Source organism: Ruegeria sp. TM1040 (genome assembly GCF_000014065.1).
Classification (GTDB): domain Bacteria; phylum Pseudomonadota; class Alphaproteobacteria; order Rhodobacterales; family Rhodobacteraceae; genus Epibacterium.
The window spans coordinates 1,888,664-1,906,064 of record NC_008044.1 but is presented as its reverse complement, the minus strand read 5'-3'; the positions used below and the strand labels follow the sequence as shown (position 1 = coordinate 1,906,064).

19 protein-coding genes are annotated in these 17,401 nt (G+C 61.1%); 12 read left to right on the top strand and 7 right to left on the bottom strand.

Going from position 1 to position 17,401, the window contains the following annotated elements:
- Positions 1 to 35: 35 nt before the first annotated feature.
- The 3 genes from TM1040_RS13485 (at position 36) to TM1040_RS13475 (ending at position 3,223) form a co-directional block, all read left to right on the top strand.
- A complete protein-coding gene (locus TM1040_RS13485; protein ID WP_011539141.1) occupies positions 36 to 1,040 on the top strand; it encodes a DctP family TRAP transporter solute-binding subunit in 1,005 nt (334 codons plus the stop codon).
- 129 nt (positions 1,041 to 1,169) lie between these two features.
- A complete protein-coding gene (locus TM1040_RS13480) occupies positions 1,170 to 1,847 on the top strand; it encodes a TRAP transporter small permease (RefSeq protein ID WP_011539140.1) in 678 nt (225 codons plus the stop codon).
- On the top strand, positions 1,847 to 3,223 hold the full coding sequence (locus TM1040_RS13475) for a TRAP transporter large permease (protein WP_011539139.1): 1,377 nt from the start codon (positions 1,847 to 1,849) through the stop codon (positions 3,221 to 3,223). Before TM1040_RS13480 ends, TM1040_RS13475 begins: the two co-directional genes overlap by 1 nt.
- A 259-nt stretch (positions 3,224 to 3,482) precedes the next feature.
- Here the strand turns inward: TM1040_RS13475 and TM1040_RS20345 are convergent, their stop codons facing one another.
- The 4 genes from TM1040_RS20345 to TM1040_RS13460 all read right to left on the bottom strand — a co-directional run bounded on the left by TM1040_RS20345 (position 3,483) and on the right by TM1040_RS13460 (position 8,185).
- Complete coding sequence (locus TM1040_RS20345; protein ID WP_166485558.1) at positions 3,483 to 3,656, bottom strand: RSP_7527 family protein; 174 nt, start codon at positions 3,654 to 3,656, stop codon at positions 3,483 to 3,485.
- A 234-nt stretch (positions 3,657 to 3,890) separates the two neighbouring features.
- Positions 3,891 to 5,372 carry a DEAD/DEAH box helicase gene (locus TM1040_RS13470; RefSeq protein WP_011539137.1) on the bottom strand — a complete coding sequence of 494 codons (1,482 nt, stop codon included), beginning with the start codon at positions 5,370 to 5,372 and terminating at the stop codon, positions 3,891 to 3,893.
- A gap of 194 nt (positions 5,373 to 5,566) precedes the next feature.
- Positions 5,567 to 6,505 carry a glycosyltransferase family 2 protein gene (locus tag TM1040_RS13465; RefSeq protein ID WP_011539136.1) on the bottom strand — a complete coding sequence of 313 codons (939 nt, stop codon included), beginning with the start codon at positions 6,503 to 6,505 and terminating at the stop codon, positions 5,567 to 5,569.
- Positions 6,506 to 6,577: 72 nt separating this feature from the next.
- On the bottom strand, positions 6,578 to 8,185 hold the full coding sequence (locus TM1040_RS13460) for a peptide chain release factor 3 (RefSeq protein WP_044027186.1): 1,608 nt from the start codon (positions 8,183 to 8,185) through the stop codon (positions 6,578 to 6,580).
- A gap of 292 nt (positions 8,186 to 8,477) precedes the next feature.
- Here TM1040_RS13460 and TM1040_RS13455 point away from each other — a divergent pair, with 292 nt between their 5' ends.
- Both TM1040_RS13455 and TM1040_RS13450 read left to right on the top strand, forming a co-directional pair.
- Positions 8,478 to 8,771, top strand: a complete 294-nt coding sequence (locus TM1040_RS13455) for a DUF883 family protein (protein ID WP_011539134.1) — start codon at positions 8,478 to 8,480, stop codon at positions 8,769 to 8,771.
- 4 nt (positions 8,772 to 8,775) lie between these two features.
- Positions 8,776 to 9,168: a hypothetical protein gene (locus TM1040_RS13450; protein WP_011539133.1), complete on the top strand. Its 393-nt coding sequence runs from the start codon at positions 8,776 to 8,778 to the stop codon at positions 9,166 to 9,168.
- 78 nt (positions 9,169 to 9,246) lie between these two features.
- Here TM1040_RS13450 and TM1040_RS13445 read toward each other — a convergent pair whose 3' ends face one another.
- Complete coding sequence (locus tag TM1040_RS13445; protein WP_011539132.1) at positions 9,247 to 10,263, bottom strand: Hint domain-containing protein; 1,017 nt, start codon at positions 10,261 to 10,263, stop codon at positions 9,247 to 9,249.
- Between the two features lie 200 nt (positions 10,264 to 10,463).
- On the opposite strand from TM1040_RS13445, the gene TM1040_RS13440 reads away from it, so the two are divergent.
- The 4 genes from TM1040_RS13440 (at position 10,464) to TM1040_RS13425 (ending at position 14,455) form a co-directional block, all read left to right on the top strand.
- On the top strand, positions 10,464 to 11,243 hold the full coding sequence (locus tag TM1040_RS13440) for an SDR family oxidoreductase (RefSeq protein ID WP_011539131.1): 780 nt from the start codon (positions 10,464 to 10,466) through the stop codon (positions 11,241 to 11,243).
- 4 nt (positions 11,244 to 11,247) lie between these two features.
- Positions 11,248 to 12,366, top strand: coding sequence for a hypothetical protein (locus TM1040_RS13435; protein WP_011539130.1), 1,119 nt, complete (start codon positions 11,248 to 11,250; stop codon positions 12,364 to 12,366).
- Positions 12,367 to 12,433: 67 nt separating this feature from the next.
- Positions 12,434 to 13,561 (top strand): ABC transporter ATP-binding protein, encoded by a 1,128-nt coding sequence (locus TM1040_RS13430; RefSeq protein WP_011539129.1) that lies wholly within the window; start codon positions 12,434 to 12,436, stop codon positions 13,559 to 13,561.
- 42 nt (positions 13,562 to 13,603) lie between these two features.
- Positions 13,604 to 14,455, top strand: coding sequence for a GNAT family N-acetyltransferase (locus TM1040_RS13425; RefSeq protein ID WP_044026809.1), 852 nt, complete (start codon positions 13,604 to 13,606; stop codon positions 14,453 to 14,455).
- Between the two features lie 5 nt (positions 14,456 to 14,460).
- On the opposite strand, the gene TM1040_RS13420 is transcribed toward TM1040_RS13425, so the two are convergent.
- On the bottom strand, positions 14,461 to 15,150 hold the full coding sequence (locus tag TM1040_RS13420; RefSeq protein WP_011539127.1) for a helix-turn-helix transcriptional regulator: 690 nt from the start codon (positions 15,148 to 15,150) through the stop codon (positions 14,461 to 14,463).
- A gap of 33 nt (positions 15,151 to 15,183) precedes the next feature.
- Positions 15,184 to 15,507 (bottom strand): hypothetical protein, encoded by a 324-nt coding sequence (locus tag TM1040_RS13415; protein ID WP_011539126.1) that lies wholly within the window; start codon positions 15,505 to 15,507, stop codon positions 15,184 to 15,186.
- A gap of 243 nt (positions 15,508 to 15,750) precedes the next feature.
- On the opposite strand from TM1040_RS13415, the gene TM1040_RS13410 reads away from it, so the two are divergent.
- From TM1040_RS13410 to TM1040_RS13400, 3 genes are read left to right on the top strand one after another with little or no spacing between them, the layout of a single operon-like run.
- Positions 15,751 to 15,966 (top strand): twin-arginine translocase TatA/TatE family subunit, encoded by a 216-nt coding sequence (locus TM1040_RS13410; RefSeq protein ID WP_011539125.1) that lies wholly within the window; start codon positions 15,751 to 15,753, stop codon positions 15,964 to 15,966.
- A gap of 7 nt (positions 15,967 to 15,973) precedes the next feature.
- Complete coding sequence (tatB, locus tag TM1040_RS13405; protein WP_011539124.1) at positions 15,974 to 16,462, top strand: Sec-independent protein translocase protein TatB; 489 nt, start codon at positions 15,974 to 15,976, stop codon at positions 16,460 to 16,462.
- Entirely contained in the window at positions 16,459 to 17,349 is an 891-nt protein-coding gene (locus TM1040_RS13400; protein WP_011539123.1) for a twin-arginine translocase subunit TatC, read from the top strand. Before tatB ends, TM1040_RS13400 begins: the two co-directional genes overlap by 4 nt.
- Positions 17,350 to 17,401 lie beyond the last annotated feature (52 nt).

The following is a 17,401-nucleotide window of genomic DNA, read 5'->3' as shown; positions in this document are numbered from 1 at the left end:
CGGAGGAAAGACATCGTATCCTAGGGAGGATCACAATGAAGTTTTTGACCGCTGCCGCAACCGCACTGGCTCTGAGCGTGACCGCAGGTGTGGCGCAGGCCGATGCCTGTGATGATGGCGAAATCGTCGTCAAGTTCAGCCACGTTACCAACACCGACAAGCACCCCAAGGGGATCGCGGCGTCCTTGCTGGAAAAGCGTGTAAACGAAGAGATGAACGGCACCATGTGCATGGTCGTCTATCCGAACTCCACGCTGTATGACGACAACAAGGTTCTCGAAGCGATGCTGCAGGGCGACGTGCAGCTGGCGGCGCCTTCGCTGTCGAAATTCGAGAAGTTCACCAAGCAGTTCCGCCTGTTTGACCTGCCGTTCATGTTCAAGAACATCGACGCCGTGGACGCATTCCAGGCTTCTGAAAATGGTCAGGCCATGCTCGACAGCATGCAGCGCCGCGGCCTGCAGGGTCTTGGCTACTGGCACAACGGCATGAAGCAGATGTCTGCCAACAAGCCGCTCGTGATGCCCGAAGACGCCAATGGCCTGAAGTTCCGCGTGCAGTCTTCGGACGTGCTGGTGGCGCAGATGGAAGCGATCGGTGGCAGCCCGCAGAAAATGGCCTTCTCCGAAGTCTATGGCGCGCTGCAGCAGGGCGTTGTGGATGGCCAGGAGAACACCTGGTCCAACATCTACGGCAAGAAGTTCTTTGAAGTTCAGGACGGTATCACAGAAACCAACCACGGCGTGCTCGACTATCTGGTTGTGGCTTCGGTGGACTGGCTCGACAGCCTTGAGCCTGAGGTGCGTGACCAGTTCATGACCATCATGACCGAAGTGACCGCAACCCGGAACGCCGAATCCACCCGCGTCAACAACGAAGCCAAAGAGGCCATCGTTGCGGCAGGTGGCGAAGTGCGCCAGCTTACCGCTGAGCAGCGTCAGGCTTGGGTCGACGTGATGAAGCCCGTCTGGGAGCAGTTCTCCGGTGACGTGGGTCAGGACATGATCGACGCTGCACAGTCGATCAACGCCGGCTTCTAAGACCAACCTGCGGTCGCCTTCTGGCCGCATCAGACACCAAATTGATCAGAGCGCGGCGCGCTGCGCTCTGACACCCAAGCGGTCGAGATACGCTCACCGCACCCATTTCCCAAAAAACTGGAGATCATAATGTCGGGGGCAAGAACCGGCCCGTCGGGGTTCATCCACACACTTGAGGAATCGCTGATCGCGCTGATCCTGGGAGCAATGACCTTGCTCACCTTTGCCAATGTGATCGCGCGCTATGTCTTCAATTCCAACATCCTCTGGGCGCTCGAAGTCACGGTGTTCCTGTTTGCATGGCTGGTGCTTTTGGGCGCGGCTTATGCGGTGAAGGTACACGCACATCTGGGCGTTGATGCGATCATCAATATGCTGCCCCAGGGCGCGCGGCGTATCCTCGGCCTCATTGCGGCGGCTGCCTGCATCATTTTCTCGTTGCTGATGCTCAAGGGCGCCTATGACTATTGGGCCGTCTTTGCGGATCTGCCGCCCACCTCGGGACGCTGGTTTCCCACCGGTTTCGACGTGAAGGCGCGCAGCCAGAGCTTTTATGAGGTGCAGGACGTGCCCATGATCGGGGCGCTGCGTTTCCTTGAGGATCTCATCAATTACGGCGATTCCTACGAGAAGATGCCCAAGGTGGTGCCCTATCTCGTGTTGCCGCTGTCGATGCTGTTGCTGGTGATCCGCTTTGTTCAGGCGGCTGTTCAAATCCTGCGCGGGCAGACGGACCGTCTGGTTGCAAGTCACGAAGTCGAAGACGAACTCGAAGCGGTTCGCGCTCAACGGGGAGAGCATGACTGATGGAAGTGGTTCTTCTTTTTACACTGGTCATTGGCCTTTTGCTGATCGGGGTGCCGATTGCGGTTTCTCTGGGTCTGTCGTCCACCATTTTCCTGCTGATCTATTCCGACAGCTCGCTCGGCTCGGTTGCAGGGACGTTGTTTCAGGCCTTTGAAGGGCATTTCACCCTCTTGGCGATCCCGTTCTTCATCCTTGCGTCGAGCTTTATGACCACGGGTGGTGTTGCACGCCGGATCATCCGTTTCTCGATTGCCTGTGTGGGCCACCTGCCGGGTGGTCTGGCGATTGCGGGGGTCTTTGCCTGTATGCTCTTTGCTGCGCTGTCCGGCTCGTCGCCAGCAACCGTGGTTGCGATCGGGACAATCGTGATCGCGGGCATGCGCCAGGTGGGCTATTCCAAGGAGTTCGCCGCAGGTGTGATCTGTAACGCGGGCACGCTCGGTATCCTGATCCCGCCGTCCATCGTGATGGTGGTCTACGCCGCAGCGGTTGAGGTCTCGGTCGGGCGGATGTTCCTTGCTGGTGTCATTCCGGGCCTGATGGCGGGCATCATGCTGATGGTCACGATTTATGTGATGGCCAAGGTCAAGAACCTGCCCAAAGGCGAGTGGAACGGCTGGGGAGAGGTCTTTGCCTCTGCGCGTGAAGCTGGCTGGGGTCTGTTCCTGATCGTGATCATCCTGGGCGGCATTTATGGCGGGATCTTCACCCCGACCGAAGCGGCAGCGGTTGCGGCTGTCTATGCCTTCTTCATCGCGTGTTTTGTCTATAAGGACATGGGGCCGCTTTCCAATGGAGAGGGGCAGCCCAAGGACTCGCTTCTGAAGAAACCCTATGCGCTGATCACCGCGTTTTTCCACAGCGACACCAAACACACGCTGTTTGAGGCTGGCAAACTCACCGTGACGCTGTTGTTTGTGATCGCCAACGCGCTGATCCTGAAGCATGTTCTGACCGACGAGCAGGTGCCGCAGCATATTGCAAACGCGATGCTCTCGGCAGGTTTTGGCCCAGTGATGTTCCTGATCGTGGTGAACGTGATCCTGCTGATTGGCGGTCAGTTCATGGAGCCCTCGGGCCTCCTGGTGATCGTGGCGCCCCTGGTGTTCCCGATTGCAATCGAGCTGGGGATCGACCCCATTCACCTCGGGATCATCATGGTTGTGAACATGGAGATCGGGATGATCACACCGCCGGTGGGGCTCAACCTCTTTGTGACCTCCGGGGTTGCGGGGATGCCGATGATGGCGGTCGTGAAGGCTGCGCTGCCTTTCCTTGCGGTGCTCTTTGTGTTCCTCATCATGGTCACCTACATCCCGGCGATCTCGACCTTCCTGCCCAATATGATCATGGGGCCTGAGATCATAACCAACTGATCTGACTGGACATGAAACCCAAAAAGCGCCCGGAGGAGAGATCTTCCGGGCGCTTTTACGTTGGCAGGGCAGGGGCTTTGCCCCTCTGCGCGGATGCGCATTCACCCCAGGATATTTTTCGTTAGAAGAAGGTGGGGGACGTGCGACGTGGAAAAAGAGAAACGCCCGGGCCTGTGTGGCCGGGCGTTTTCGTCAAGCGGCGTGTCTGCGCCGCCTAGCGGTGCCGTCGCGGGCACCACGTCTGGCTGGCGGCGCGGCCTCAGGCTGTGCGCGGGCGCGACAGCAGCAGAGCCGGGGCTTTGATCGCGCGAAGGAGCGCGGTGCCAATGCTGGAGAGGATGAGGCTCATCATTTCGGCACGCAGTTTGCGCGCGCGCAGTTCGATTGCTCTCAGCTCGTCAATATCCAGCGGGGTGGTTTCATTCAGGTCCATTGCTTCACCTTGGGGTGTTTCATTGATGGGGCTGATCTAGACCATCGCTGCGGGCGCGACATCGCATAGCTTGGCATTGCCGCTATGCCGCTGCTGCAATGCCGCGTCATGTGACTGTGATGCAGGCTATGATGCAGGCTGTGATGTAGGGCGCATTGGCGGCCTTGTCGTATATAAAAACCGCCCAAGCCGAGGCTGGGCGGTTTCCATTCACGTCAGGTCTGCGGTCAGCGGTCAGCTGGCGCGGCGCTCGTCAAAGCTCAGCGCGATGAAGCTTGGCATATGGTCGCCCATGCCCACTACTTTGTCGTCGCGACGATCATCGCGGCGTCCACGACCACGGGACTTGCCCGATTTGGCGCCAGCAGACGGTTGCTCGGCCCGGGTCTCCTTGGGCTCTTGGGGCTGCTGCTGAGGGGCTTCGACCTGCGGGGCTGCGTCATTTGCCGCCTCGGGCGTTGGTGTCGCGTCGGTCTTGGCGGAGGCGGCTTTGCTGCGGCTGCGACGGGCGGGTTTGGGCTTGTCGCCTGCATCCTCGTCCTTGGTCGCAGTTTTGCGCGGCGTCGGCTTTACCGGGTTTTCAAGGCGAGTGATTTCTTTTTGAACCAGACCTTCGACAGCATCGAGCGCCTTTTCGTCACGCGGGCTGCACAGGGTGATGGCCTTGCCATCGCGACCTGCGCGGCCGGTGCGGCCGATCCGGTGGACGTAGTCCTCGGCATGACCCGGCACATCAAAGTTGAACACATGGCTCACGGAGGGAACGTCCAGACCGCGGGCGGCCACATCGGAGGCCACAAGGATCTTGAGTGTGCCGTCGCGGAACCCGTCGAGGGTCTTGGTGCGCTGGCTCTGATCCAGGTCGCCGTGGATCGGCGCGGCGTCATAGCCGTATTTTTTCAAGGACTTGGCGACGATGTCCACATCGGTCTTGCGGTTGCAGAAGATGATGGCGTTCTGCACGGCCTCACCTTCCTGGTTGATCAGCTCGCGCAGAACCCGGCGTTTTTCGCTGCCTTCGCGATCCTTGCGGGAGGCTTTGAACATCACCACGGCCTGTTCGATATTCTCGGAGGTGGTGGCCTGACGGGCGATCTCGACCCGCTCGGGGCCGGAGAGAAACGTATTGGTGATCCGCTCGATTTCCGGCGCCATGGTGGCGGAGAAAAACAGCGTCTGACGGGTGAAGGGGGTCAGCGAGAAGATGCGCTCGATGTCGGGGATGAAGCCCATGTCCAGCATCCGGTCAGCCTCATCGACCACCATGATCTCGATCCCGGTCAGCAGGAGCTTGCCGCGCTCGAAATGATCGAGCAGACGGCCCGGTGTGGCGATCAGCACGTCTACACCACGGTCGATTGCGGCGTCCTGTTCCTTGAAGGAAACGCCGCCGATCAGGAGGGCTTTGGTGAGCTTGACGTGTTTGGCGTAGGTGTCGAAGTTTTCAGCCACCTGCGCAGCGAGTTCGCGCGTCGGGCAGAGCACCAGCGAGCGCGGCATGCGCGCCCGGGCGCGGCCACGCGCAAGGCGGGTGATCATCGGCAGGGTGAAAGAGGCGGTTTTGCCGGTGCCGGTCTGAGCGATTCCGAGGACATCGCGCCCTTCCAATGCGGCGGGAATTGCGCCTGCCTGAATCGGGGTGGGGCTTTCGTATCCGGCTTCCTCGATGGCTTTGAGGACCTTCGGATTGAGGTTCAGATCGGTGAATTTTGTCATATGCGTCCGTTTTTGCGGACACTGACCTGGCCCGCGCGTGTGTCTCTATCCCGGTATCAGTTGGACGCCTGAGCAGACAGGTGTCCCCGGATGACGCGGCACATAGCAAAATTGAGAGATACGGTCAAATGATCGCGACTTAACGGTGGGGAACTGGGTGAGAATCCCGGAATTTGCCGTAATTGAGAAACAGTTTACGAAAAATGCGGGAAGTGTTTCTGACGAATTGCGACCAGGGGCAGGGCGCGTTGACGCAAAAGCCCCTCTGAGGCAAGCGTTTGGCGGAGTTCGGGGCTGTCGGCGCAGGTCTCGTCAAAAAACGCCCTGAGGCCGGATTCGCCCTCTTCCGCCTCGAGCAGCGAAAGCAGCTCGTGCAGGGTGGTGCCGCCTGCGCTGCGGGGCTGCGCGGGGCGCAGATCGGCCCGATAGGAGCCCTTGTTCAGGCGGTAACGATATTGTGCGATCCACTGCGCCCAGTCGCTTGCGTGATGGTGGCAGAGGTCGATGTTTGTAAGTTCAGTGGCGCAGGGGTTTTCAACGCCTTCGACAAACACATTGTGGATGCGCAGATCCACCTCTTCTAGACCCGTGCGTACAAAGAGCTTGCCCTGCACATGGCTGACAAATCCGCCTTTGAGGTAGCCGCCAAAGCGCGGATAGATACGGGTGCTGATCTGAGAGGCATCTGACCCGGAAGGGATGCGGGATTTGAACCGGTCGGCGCTACCGGCAAGATGTTCAAGCGGGCGTACGCGCGCGCACAGGACGTCTGGGTCGAGTGCTTCCAGCTGTGGCGCCAGCGGATCGGGGGACCAGAGGAACTCGTCCACATCGATATGGATGAGCCAGTCCAGATCGCGCGCTTGTCGTCGATAGGCGCGGGTCGCGTTGAGGCTCTGGCGAACCTGATGTTTTTCCGGAACGCGCCCGCGACGCTTAAGCCAATGGGCCTCGGTCGTCTCGATCACGCGAATACGGGGGTGATCCTGAAGATGCGGCAGTGCGTCAGGACAGGCTGCGTCCAGATAGAGAAACAGGCGATGCGCGCCCTGCTCCAGATGCCAAGCAGCAAAGTTCAAAACAGCCTCAGCCTCGGCTTTGAGCGTGGCGACAAGCCCCCATTTTACTGTCATAGCAGAGGCTTGCCCTCGTCTCTTAACCCTTTTGAAACCAAGACGGGCGCCCGGTGAGGAGCGCCCGTGGTGTTAGACCATCATCTCCTTGGTGGAGGAGAGTTTCAAGTCGGGATAATCCCGCTCTACCCGGTCGATGTCCCATTGCAGCCGCGTGAGGTAGACGATGTCGCCATCGTTGTCATGGGCGATGTGCTGCTTGTTGGCGTTGACGAATTTGTCCACTGCCGTCTTGTCCCCATGCACCCAGCGTGCGGAGGTGAACTGCGATGCCTCAAAGCGCACGGGAAGGCCGTATTCCATTTCGATGCGGCTGGCGAGCACCTCAAATTGCAGCGCGCCGACAACACCGACGATAAAGCCCGAGCCGATCGAAGGTTTGAAGACCTTTGCGGCGCCTTCTTCGGCAAATTGCATCAGGGCTTTTTCAAGGTGCTTGGCCTTCATCGGGTCGCCCGCACGCACGCCTTGCAACAGCTCCGGTGCGAATGAGGGGATGCCGGTGACGCGCAGCGCCTCGCCTTCGGTGAGCGTGTCGCCAATGCGCAGCTGGCCGTGGTTGGGAATGCCGATGATGTCGCCGCCCCAGGCCTCTTCTGCAAGCTCGCGGTCAGAGGCGAGGAACAGCACCGGGTTGGAGATCGCCATCGGTTTCTTGCTGCGCACATGCGTCAGCTTCATGCCACGTTTGAAGTGGCCCGACGCCAGACGCACAAAGGCGACGCGGTCGCGGTGCTTTGGGTCCATATTGGCCTGCACCTTAAAGACAAAGCCTGCGACTTTTTTCTCTTCGGGCGCGATCTGGCGGGGTTCGGCGGATTGGATCTGAGGCACAGGGCCGTATTGGCCGATCCCGTCCATCAGCTCGCGCACCCCAAAGGAGTTGATCGCAGAGCCGAACCAGATCGGGGTCATATGCCCCTCGAGCACCGCTTGCGGGTCCAGCGTCGGCAAAAGCTCGCGCGCCATTTCGACCTCTTCGAGCAGCTTTTCCAACAGATGCTCCGGGACGTGCTCGGCCAGTTTGGGATCATCAAGCCCGTTGATCGAGATGCTCTCTGCCACCTTGTTGCGGTCAGCACGATCCATCAGTTCGAGCCGGTCGCGCAAGAGGTCATAACAGCCGATAAAGTCACGCCCGACGCCGATAGGCCAGCTCGCCGGGGTGACGTCGATGGCGAGGTTTTCCTGAATCTCGTCGATAATGTCGAAGGTATCGCGGCTCTCGCGGTCCATCTTGTTACAGAAGGTCAGGATCGGCAGATCGCGCAGGCGGCAAACTTCAAAGAGCTTCTGGGTCTGGCTTTCCACACCCTTGGCGCCATCAATCACCATCACCGCCGCGTCCACCGCCGTCAGCGTGCGGTAGGTGTCCTCGGAAAAGTCCGAGTGGCCGGGCGTGTCGACGAGGTTGTAGCGGAAATCCCCGTAGTCAAAGGACATTGCGGAGGCCGAAACCGAGATGCCCCGATCCTTTTCCATCTGCATGAAGTCAGAACGCGTGCGCCGCGCTTCGCCCTTGGCGCGCACCTGACCCGCCATCTGGATGGCGCCCCCATAAAGGAGGAACTTCTCGGTCAGAGTGGTCTTGCCCGCATCCGGGTGCGAGATGATCGCAAAGGTGCGGCGCCGCGCGATTTCCGGCGGCAGATCGGGGCGGTTATGAGCGGTGTCCAACATGAGGCTGGCCTTAGCCACAAAGCGGCTCAGAGGCAAGGAAAAGCCGTGCTGAACGGGTGCGATGTGTTTCACTGGGCGCATCAGGGCCGGAGCGTTGCTGGCACCCAAAACAAGGGCCGCCCCGGAGAGGTCGACCACTCAGGAGACTCTTAAAAAATGTCGGTGCCCGTCGAGGTGTCAGCCGAGAATTTCGCCGAGCGCCGTAGTGGGGCCCCGAAAAAATCCGGAACAAAACAGCGCGCCGACACGTTGGGTAGGTGAATGCGAAACGCAAAATGGAAAGGAGATACCCATGCCCAAGGATCAAGCCGCCCCCTCGAGTGACGAAATTATTGCCCAGATGGATGTGCTGCGCTCTGACATTGCGGAGTTGAGCAAATCCGTCTCTCATCTCGCCAAGGACCGCGTAGGCAAGGCGCGGGACGCCGCCCGCGAGACCGCCCGCGATCAAGCCCAGACCGTTGCCGATGGGGCCGCGCAGATGAGCCGTCAGGCCGAAGACGCGGTACGCGCGCAGCCGCTCGCCGCGACCGCGATTGCTGCGGGGCTTGGCTTTGCTTTGGGTTACCTGAGCAACCGTCGGTAACCAGATGTTCAGGTTTCTTAAATCCCAAGCCCGGCGCAGCGCGCGCCGGGCGCGCTATGCCGTTCTGACAGCGCTGAGCGCCGCCGTTGGCGCCGGGTTTCTGAGCACCGCGCTGTATGCCGCGCTTTTGCAGGCCGGACAGCCCCACGCGATTGCGGCCCTGATCCTGGGCAGCCTCTGGTTTGGCCTCTCCGGTGTGTTCTTGCTGCTGAAGGGCGGTGTGGGCGCGGACGAAGGCGCGCACTCAGGCTCTGGCGTCAGCGGCGTGCAGGCCGCAGCACCACATGTGGCGCATCCGCACGGTCACGTGTCGACCGCGCCCAGCGTCGCCGAGGCCTTTGTGAATGGCATGAACGAAGGCGCAGGCTTTGCGCGCATGCAGCAAGGCCGGTCCTGACGGACGTGTCCCGCTATCCTGAAAGGCGTAAAATTGACACTTTGCGCACGTGCGCCGTCACGTCCGAGGCAACGGCGGTCAGCGCAACGAGGCGCGTTTGAGCAAGTCTACGGTGTCTGGGTGACTGAGCATTGGGCGCCGGATTTCCAAGCCGTGATCGCCGCGCGTTCCATGCCGGCGGGGCTGCGTCAGACGTTGCTGCACCTCTTCGGGGAGGGCTGGACGCGTGACCGGGTCCACCAGCATCGATTCCGCGGCAATGCCCTCGGCATAGATGATGTGATGGCGGTCAAACAGGATCTGATAGTAGTCCACAAAGCCGCCGTCCTGAACCACCACGCTGTCGCCATTCACAAGATCGCGGGCGCGGATCATCAATTCATTCCGTCCCGCCCCGAGCGCATCTGATCGCTGATAGATCATGAGCCGGTGGTCCGGGCTCACCAAAAGGTCGCGCGCATTGTTGAGCGCCCCTTGGCGGATCAGGATGGGCGCCATTTCTCCGACCGCGCGGACGGTGGTGTGACCCACCCAGGTGATGCGGCGCGCGCCACTGTTGCGGGTCAAGACCCGGTCGCCGGCGCGCAGCATCTCAATCGGGCGCTGCTCTCCCGTGCCCATCGTGATATGCGTGCCGCGCGAAAAGGCCACACAGCTGAGTTGCGCCAAACGTGTCCAGACCGGCTCGCGGCTGGCGCGCACCAGACGATAGCCCGTGCCCTGCGCAAGTGGGGCCTGCGGGATCAGGTAGAGCCGGGCTATCAACCCCTCATTATCCACCTCAACCGCGATCAGCGCCTCGATGGCGCTGCCCAGGTCGGGCATCAGTGTGACGGCGCAATCCAGATGCAGTCGCGCCCCGTCCTGGCCCATCTCGCTCTCGGAGTGGAGGGTGATCGTGCCCTCTGTTGACACCCCAAAGGCGAGCCGTCGCAGGCGCGCATCACTGGTGAGCTCGTAGATGTCATCCATCACCAAATCATCCAGAATCCCAATCGGGTCGCCCGCGTTGGCGCCGATGTCCACGCAAAACTGCTCGGCCGGGTAGGCCGGGAGCGCATAATGGGAAAGGGTGTCGTTGGTCACGTCGGTCACTGTCTTCGGGTCAATCACTGTTGTCGGGCCGGATGCGCGCGCACTTACACTGCGCCTTTCGTGGTAAAGACTAGGTTCACACTTGGGCAAGAAACGGGCGCGCGGAGGAAATTTTCTGGCCGATGCATGCTTTGTCATCTGGAAAACCGGTCCGCGCGCTGTCAGGGTCTGCCTCAAACACGCAACAGCAGGAGAGTTTCATGGATCTGGGCATTCGCGGCAAGCGCGCATTGGTGTGCGCATCGAGCAAGGGATTGGGTCTGGGCTGTGCAGAGGCGCTGGCCGAGGCAGGTGTCGATCTGTTGATGAACGCGCGTGGCTCCGAGGCACTGGAGGCCTCGGCACAGGACCTGCGCGACCGCTTCGGTGTGCGTGTGGAGACGCTGGCCTGCGATGTGACCGACGAAGGCGCGCGCGCCGAGCTTATCGACCGCGCCAAAGGGGTCGACATTCTGGTGACCAATGCGGGCGGCCCACCTCCGGGTGTCTGGAGCGACTGGGACCGCGCCGATTTCATCAAGGCGCTCGACGCCAATATGCTTACCCCCATTGCGCTGATGAAAGCGTTGCTGCCCGCGATGATGGAAGCCGGTTGGGGCCGGGTGGTGAATATCACTTCGCAGTCCGTCAAAGCGCCCATCGCGGCGCTTGGGCTCTCCAATTCCGCGCGGGCGGGCCTCACTGGCTATGTAGCGGGCACTGCACGTCAGGTTGCGGGCCAAGGTGTTGTGATCAATAATCTATTGCCAGGCATCCACGCCACCGACCGGGCGGTTTCCCTTGATACGGGCGTGGCGCAGGCACAGGGGATTTCCATGGATGAGGCCCGCGCGCAGCGCGCCGCCACGATCCCTGCCGGACGCTATGGCACGCGGCAGGAATTTGGGGCGACCTGCGCGTTCCTCTGCTCGCAGCATGCGGGTTTCATCATTGGCCAGAATATCCTGCTGGATGGCGGTGCCACCAATATGACGCTCTGACCTGATGGCCGAGTCGTTTTCGCTGAAGGATCAGCTTTTTAACGTGGAAAAGACCCGCTATCTGGCGGGGCTTTTTGACGCGGCTTCGGTGGAGTTTGACCCGCGCGCCTTTGAGGCGGATGTGATGGCGCGGCTCCTTGATCTTGAGCTCAAGGCGCGCATCAACTGGATCGCCGAGATGCTGTCAAAGCATGTCCCGGGTCCGCTCGATCAAGTTGCACCGGTGATTTTTGCGGCTCTGCCGCCACCTTTGGACCCAAGCCTGCGCGATGATGACTTTGGCGATTTCATCTTTGCTCCGCTTGGGGAATGGGTTGCGGATCTCACCAAGACCGAGGCCGATCTGCCTCTGGCGCTGGATCTACTGGAGGCCGTAACACAGCGTTTTTCCATGGAGTTTGCGATCCGCCCGCTGTTGAAAACCTGGCCCGATCCTGTGCTTGCGCGCATGTCGCGTTGGGCCGGGCACGCGCATTATCATGTGCGAAGGCTTGCCAGTGAGGGCACGCGCCCGCGGCTGCCCTGGGGCCTTGCGGTAAATCTGCCGTTGGATGCGCCCTTGCCGATCCTAGACCGTCTTCACGGCGATGACACACGTTTTGTCACACGTTCGGTGGCCAATCACTTGAATGACATCGCCAAAAAAGACCCGCAGATCGTGGTGGACCAACTGACCGCGTGGCAAGCGCGCGGCGAGCAGGCCCAAAAAGAGCTGGACTGGATGACCTCCCATGCGCTGCGTGGCCTGATCAAGGCGGGCGATCCCCGCGCGCTGCGACTGCTTGGGTATGATCCGGAACTTGATCTCTCGGCAGAGCTTGAACTGCCCGGACGCGTGCGGATCGGTGAAAAACTGATGTTGGGCGCGCGGCTGCAGGGGGGCAGGGGCGCGCGGGTGCTGGTGGATTATGCCCTGACCTTTCAACGGGCTGGTGGCAAGACCTCAACCAAGGTGTTCAAGTGGAAGACCGGCACGCTGGGCGCTGACGGCCTGAGCTTGCAAAAGACGCATCCGCTTAAGGCGCAGGCCTCGACCTTTACGCTGTTGCCGGGGGCGCATCGGGTGACGCTGATGGTCAATGGCCAGCCCCGGGCAAGCGGCGAGGTGGAGTTCCTTGCCTGAGGCAAGCCGCCTTGGTATCAGCGCGCAACCTCCCACTGAGAGCGTTCCAAAGACAAAGGGCCAGACCATGCCAGAGCAGAGGACCAAATCCGCGCTGCCCTCCGTACAAGCGGAAGGGCACGAGGTGACGCCCCGGCTGGAAATCCGCAATATCCGCAGGTTCTTTGAGGGCCGCGCGGTGGTGGATGATGTCTCGCTGACCGTGCTGCCGGGGCAGGTGACCTGCCTTCTGGGGCCTTCGGGCTGTGGCAAGTCCACCACCCTGCGCATGATCGCAGGCGTGGAAATGCAGGACGAGGGCGAAATCTACGTCGATGGCAAGCTGATCTGCGACACCATTTTTCGCGTCCCGCCCGAGCGGCGCGAGATTGGTCTGATGTTTCAGGACTTTGCCCTGTTTCCGCATCTGAGCGTTGGCGATAATGTGGCCTTTGGCCTGAAGGGCAGCAAGGACCAGAAACGCGCCCGCGCCCGCGAGCTTTTGGACCGGGTGTCGCTGGCGCAATACATAGATGACTATCCACATCAGCTCTCGGGCGGGGAACAGCAGAGGGTGGCGCTGGCGCGCGCGCTCGCGCCGAGCCCCAAGATCATGCTGATGGATGAGCCGTTTTCGGGGCTGGACAATCGCCTGCGCGATGGCATCCGAGACGAGACTTTGAGCCTTCTGAAAGAAGAAGACACTGCCGTTCTGCTTGTCACCCACGAACCCGAAGAAGCGATGCGCATGGCCGATGAGATTGCGCTCATGCGCGACGGGCGTATCGTGCAGCAGGGCGCGCCCTACAATGTCTACACCCGTCCTGTCGACAAGGCTGCGGTGGCGTTTTTCTCGGATGTGAACACGCTGCCAGCACAGGTCAATGGCGCGCTTGCCGAGACCCCCTTTGGCCAGTTCCTCGCGCCCGGCGTGCCGGATGGCACAGATGTGGAAATCGTATTCCGCCCGCAGCATCTGCGCATCGATTTTGACCGCAATGGTCGAGGCCCGGAAGCCACGGCCCGCGATGGTGTGCCCGCACGCGGCATCGTGCAGCGTGCGCGATTCCTCGGCAATGAGAGCCTTGTGGAATTCCGAATGGACTTCGACGGCTCGATCCTCAAGGCCACGGTGCCCAATGTGTTCTTGCCCGCCGAGGGGCGCGCAATGTGGCTGACGGTGCCGCGCGACCGGTGTTTTGTCTTCACACGGTGATCTTCTCCCGGCATGCTGGAGCCCTGTCAGCCGGAGGCCGCCATGCAGCAGAGCTTTGAGATCCGCCCGCTCACGCGCGATGAAATCGATGTGGCCGTGACCTGGGCCGCGCATGAAGGCTGGAACCCCGGCCCAAGCGATGCGACCTGTTTTGCGGCACAGGATGAACGCGGGTTCTGGGGCGGCTTTCTTGAGGGCGAGATGATCGCCTGCATTTCTGTTGTGACCTATGGCGCGGCCTTTGCCTTTTTGGGGTTTTACATTGTGGCGCCTCAGCACCGGGGGCAGGGCTATGGGTATGCGCTCTGGCAACGCGCCCTTGAGCATGCGGGCCAGCGCAGCGTTGGCCTCGATGGGGTGGTGGACCAGCAGGAAAACTACCGCCGCTCCGGCTTTGATCTGGCGTGGAGCAACATTCGTTTCGGCGGCGTGCTGGACGCGGTGCCGCGGGCTTCTGACGCCTTCAGCCTGACGTGGCTGGACGGGCTGACGCAGGATGTGGCGGCGTTTGACGCGCGCGTGTTTCCAGCACCGCGCCCGGCCTTCTGGCAGCACTGGCTGAGGGCGCCGGGACATGTGAGCATCGCGGCCTATGACGAGACCGGGATCAGCGGCTTTGGCACCCTGCGGCGCTGCGAGACCGGCGCCAAGATCGCGCCTCTCGTGGCAACCTCGCGGGAGGCGGCACAAGCTGTGCTGGCAGGGCTGCTCCGGGACTGGCCCAAAGACGAAGAGGTCTTTCTTGATGTGCCAGAACCGAATGCGGCAGCGGTGGCCCTGGCACGCGATCTCGGTCTGGTGCCCGTGTTTGAAACCGCGCGCATGTACCGGGGACGTCGCCCCGAAGTTGCGCGGGATCTTATCTATGGCGTGACAAGCTTCGAGTTGGGCTGATCCCTTCAGGAGCCCTCACGCGCATCCTCGCAGGCTTGATAATCCTGCAAGCGTTTGCCCGGTTCATCTACAAAAAGCTCAGGCAAGGCCTCGGCCGTCTCAATGAGATCGACGCGGAAGACGCGAAAATCGCCTCGTGTTTCGCACCATGCCGTCAGCGTCCAGACACGCCCCCAATATTCCATATGAAGCGGGCGGATCACCCGCTCGGTCAGGGTCTGGTCAATGCGCCGGTAGCGCAGGGCCAGCTTCTGGCGCGCCTTGATCGCCGCCCGCAAGGTGGGCATCCAGGCAAAGCCACGCGCCGCATCGCCAAAGGGATAGACGGCAAATTTCCACGCCTCTGCCTCGGCCACGGTTTCCACCGGCAGCACGGCGTCGACCTTGGCGGCGAGGCTCTCGGCAGCGGACTTGAGTTCGGGATCGGCCGCTTCGGCGACAATGGCCATGCCGAGATTGAGCGCCTCCAGCTCGGATGGGGTCAGCGTCAGCGGAGGCAGGGTGATCGCTTCGCGCACCATATAGCCGACGCCGCGCTCGCCTTCGACCGGAACGCCAGAGGCCACAAGCGTGTCCATATCGCGGTAAATGGTCCGGGTCGACACTTCGAGCCGCGCGGCAATGTCCTGCGCGCGGTGCAATTTCCCGTCGCGCAGGATCTGGATAATTTCAAAAAGGCGGTCGGTGCGGCGCATGGGATGATCTTTCACCTGCGCCGCACCATCAGGTCAACCCATCGCGGAGGCTGGGGACATGGTCCACATCTGGTGCTCATGGCGCATCATGAGAGTCTTTGGATCGATCATCTGCATCAGGTCGGCGGCGCATTCTGCCTGTTCGAACTGGGCGCTGGCGTCCTGCGCTGCAGTCATATCGGCCCAGACCACATAGTCCATCCAGGTGCCGTCTTCGCCCTTGGAGAGACGACGGTCGATGAAGCCGCGCATCGCGCCAATAAAGCTCTCGGTTTTCTGGCTTGCGGCCACATAGTCTGCATCGCTGACGCCGGGGTTCAGCTTGAAGGTCACCACTTCCACAACGGTCTTGGTCATCTGTCGTCTTCCTTGTCTTGACGGTTTCGATGGGCCTGTCTTAAGGAAGAGCAACTGACATAAACCTGTCAGTTGGGTGAGGCGGCTCTGAAAAAACTGCTGCAAACGGCTGCGGGCAGGGTGAGATCTGCGCAGCGGCGCTTTGCGCGGCGCGTTGCAGCGCCTATCACTCGGAACAGGACATCGCATTTGGGCAGAATGGATGCCAGCATCCACGCCCGCGCATAACGAAAGGCAACACTCATGCTCAACAATATCGGCCTTCCCGGCATTCTTCTGATCGCTGTCGTGGTTCTGGTTCTCTTTGGCCGCGGCAAGATTTCCTCGCTGATGGGTGAGGTCGGAAAAGGCATCACCTCCTTCAAGAAGGGCATCAACGAAGGCACCAAGGAACTCGAGGATGACGCCGCCGCAGAGGCCAAGGACGTCACGCCCGAAGCTGAAAAAGACAAGGCCTGAGCCCTAGATGTTCGATCTTGGCTGGACCGAGCTTCTGGTCATTGGCGTTGTGGCCCTGATCGTGGTCGGGCCCAAGGATCTGCCCAAGTTGTTTCGCAACGTGGGCCGGTTCGTGGGCAAGGCACGCGGCATGGCACGCGAATTCAGTCGCGCGATGGAAGACGCGGCGGATGAGGCGGGCGTCAGTGACATCCAGAAGACGTTTAAAACCGCGACCAACCCGATGGGGTCGGCCATGGATAGCGTCAAACAGGCCACGCGTGATTTGACCGATTCCATCGACCCGACCAAATTCGACCCAGAGAGCGAGACCGGGAAACTGGCTGCTGACCGGGCCGAAAACGCCAAGAAGATCCAGGCCGCCACCGCGCGCGCCGCCGCAGACCGCATGGCGCGGGAAGCTGCAGAGGCCGCGGCCAAGGCCGAAGAAGCCGAAGCCGCTCTCTCGGCCACGCCCGCCAGCACGGCATCTTCTGACAGTGAGACCAAGGCATGAGCCAAACAGACGATCTTGACGATTCCACAGCGCCGCTGATCGAGCATCTGGCCGAATTGCGCAGCCGCCTGATCCGGGCGGTCATGGCCTTTGCGGTGGGGATCGTGCTGGCCTTTATGGTAGCCGAACCGATCCTGCAGTTCCTCGTCGCTCCGATCGAGCAGACCCTACGAGAATTGGGCGATCCCTCCCCGACGCTGCAGTATACCTCGCCGCAGGAGTATCTCTTTACCCTTTTCCGGATCTCGATGGTGTTTGGATTTGCGCTGTCGTTCCCGGTGATCGGCTTTCAGCTCTGGCGGTTTGTGGCGCCGGGCCTCTACAAGAGCGAGAAAGGCGCGTTTCTGCCGTTCCTGATTGCCTCGCCCTTCATGTTCCTGCTTGGCGCGTCCTTTGCGCAATTTGTGGTGACGCCACTGGCAATGCAGTTCTTCCTCGGCTTTGCTGACGTGAGCTCGATCTTTGCGGGCCTGTTGTCGCAAGCCACCGGAGGCGACGTGCCTGCGGATGTTGCCGTGGTGCCGGAGACATCCGAAGGGGTGAAGATCACCTTCTTTGGCAAAGTGAACGAGAGCCTTGATATTACGCTCAAATTCATCATGGCCTTTGGTCTGTGCTTCCAGCTGCCGGTTCTTCTCACCCTGATGGGCAAGGCCGGATTGGTGAGCGCCGAAGGGCTGGGTGGCATGCGCAAATATGCGGTTGTGGCCATTCTGGTGCTGGCCGCGTTGGTGACGCCGCCGGATGTGATCACCCAGATCATTCTCTTTACGGTGGTCTACGGGCTTTATGAGGTATCGATCTTCCTCGTCGGGCGCGTCGAGAAAAAGCGCGAGGCGCAGCTGCGCGCCGAAGGCTACTATGACGACGAGCTGGACGGCGAATAAGCGCCACATGCACTGAAACCTTTGAAAAAGGCGCGCCCCCTTTGGAGCGCGC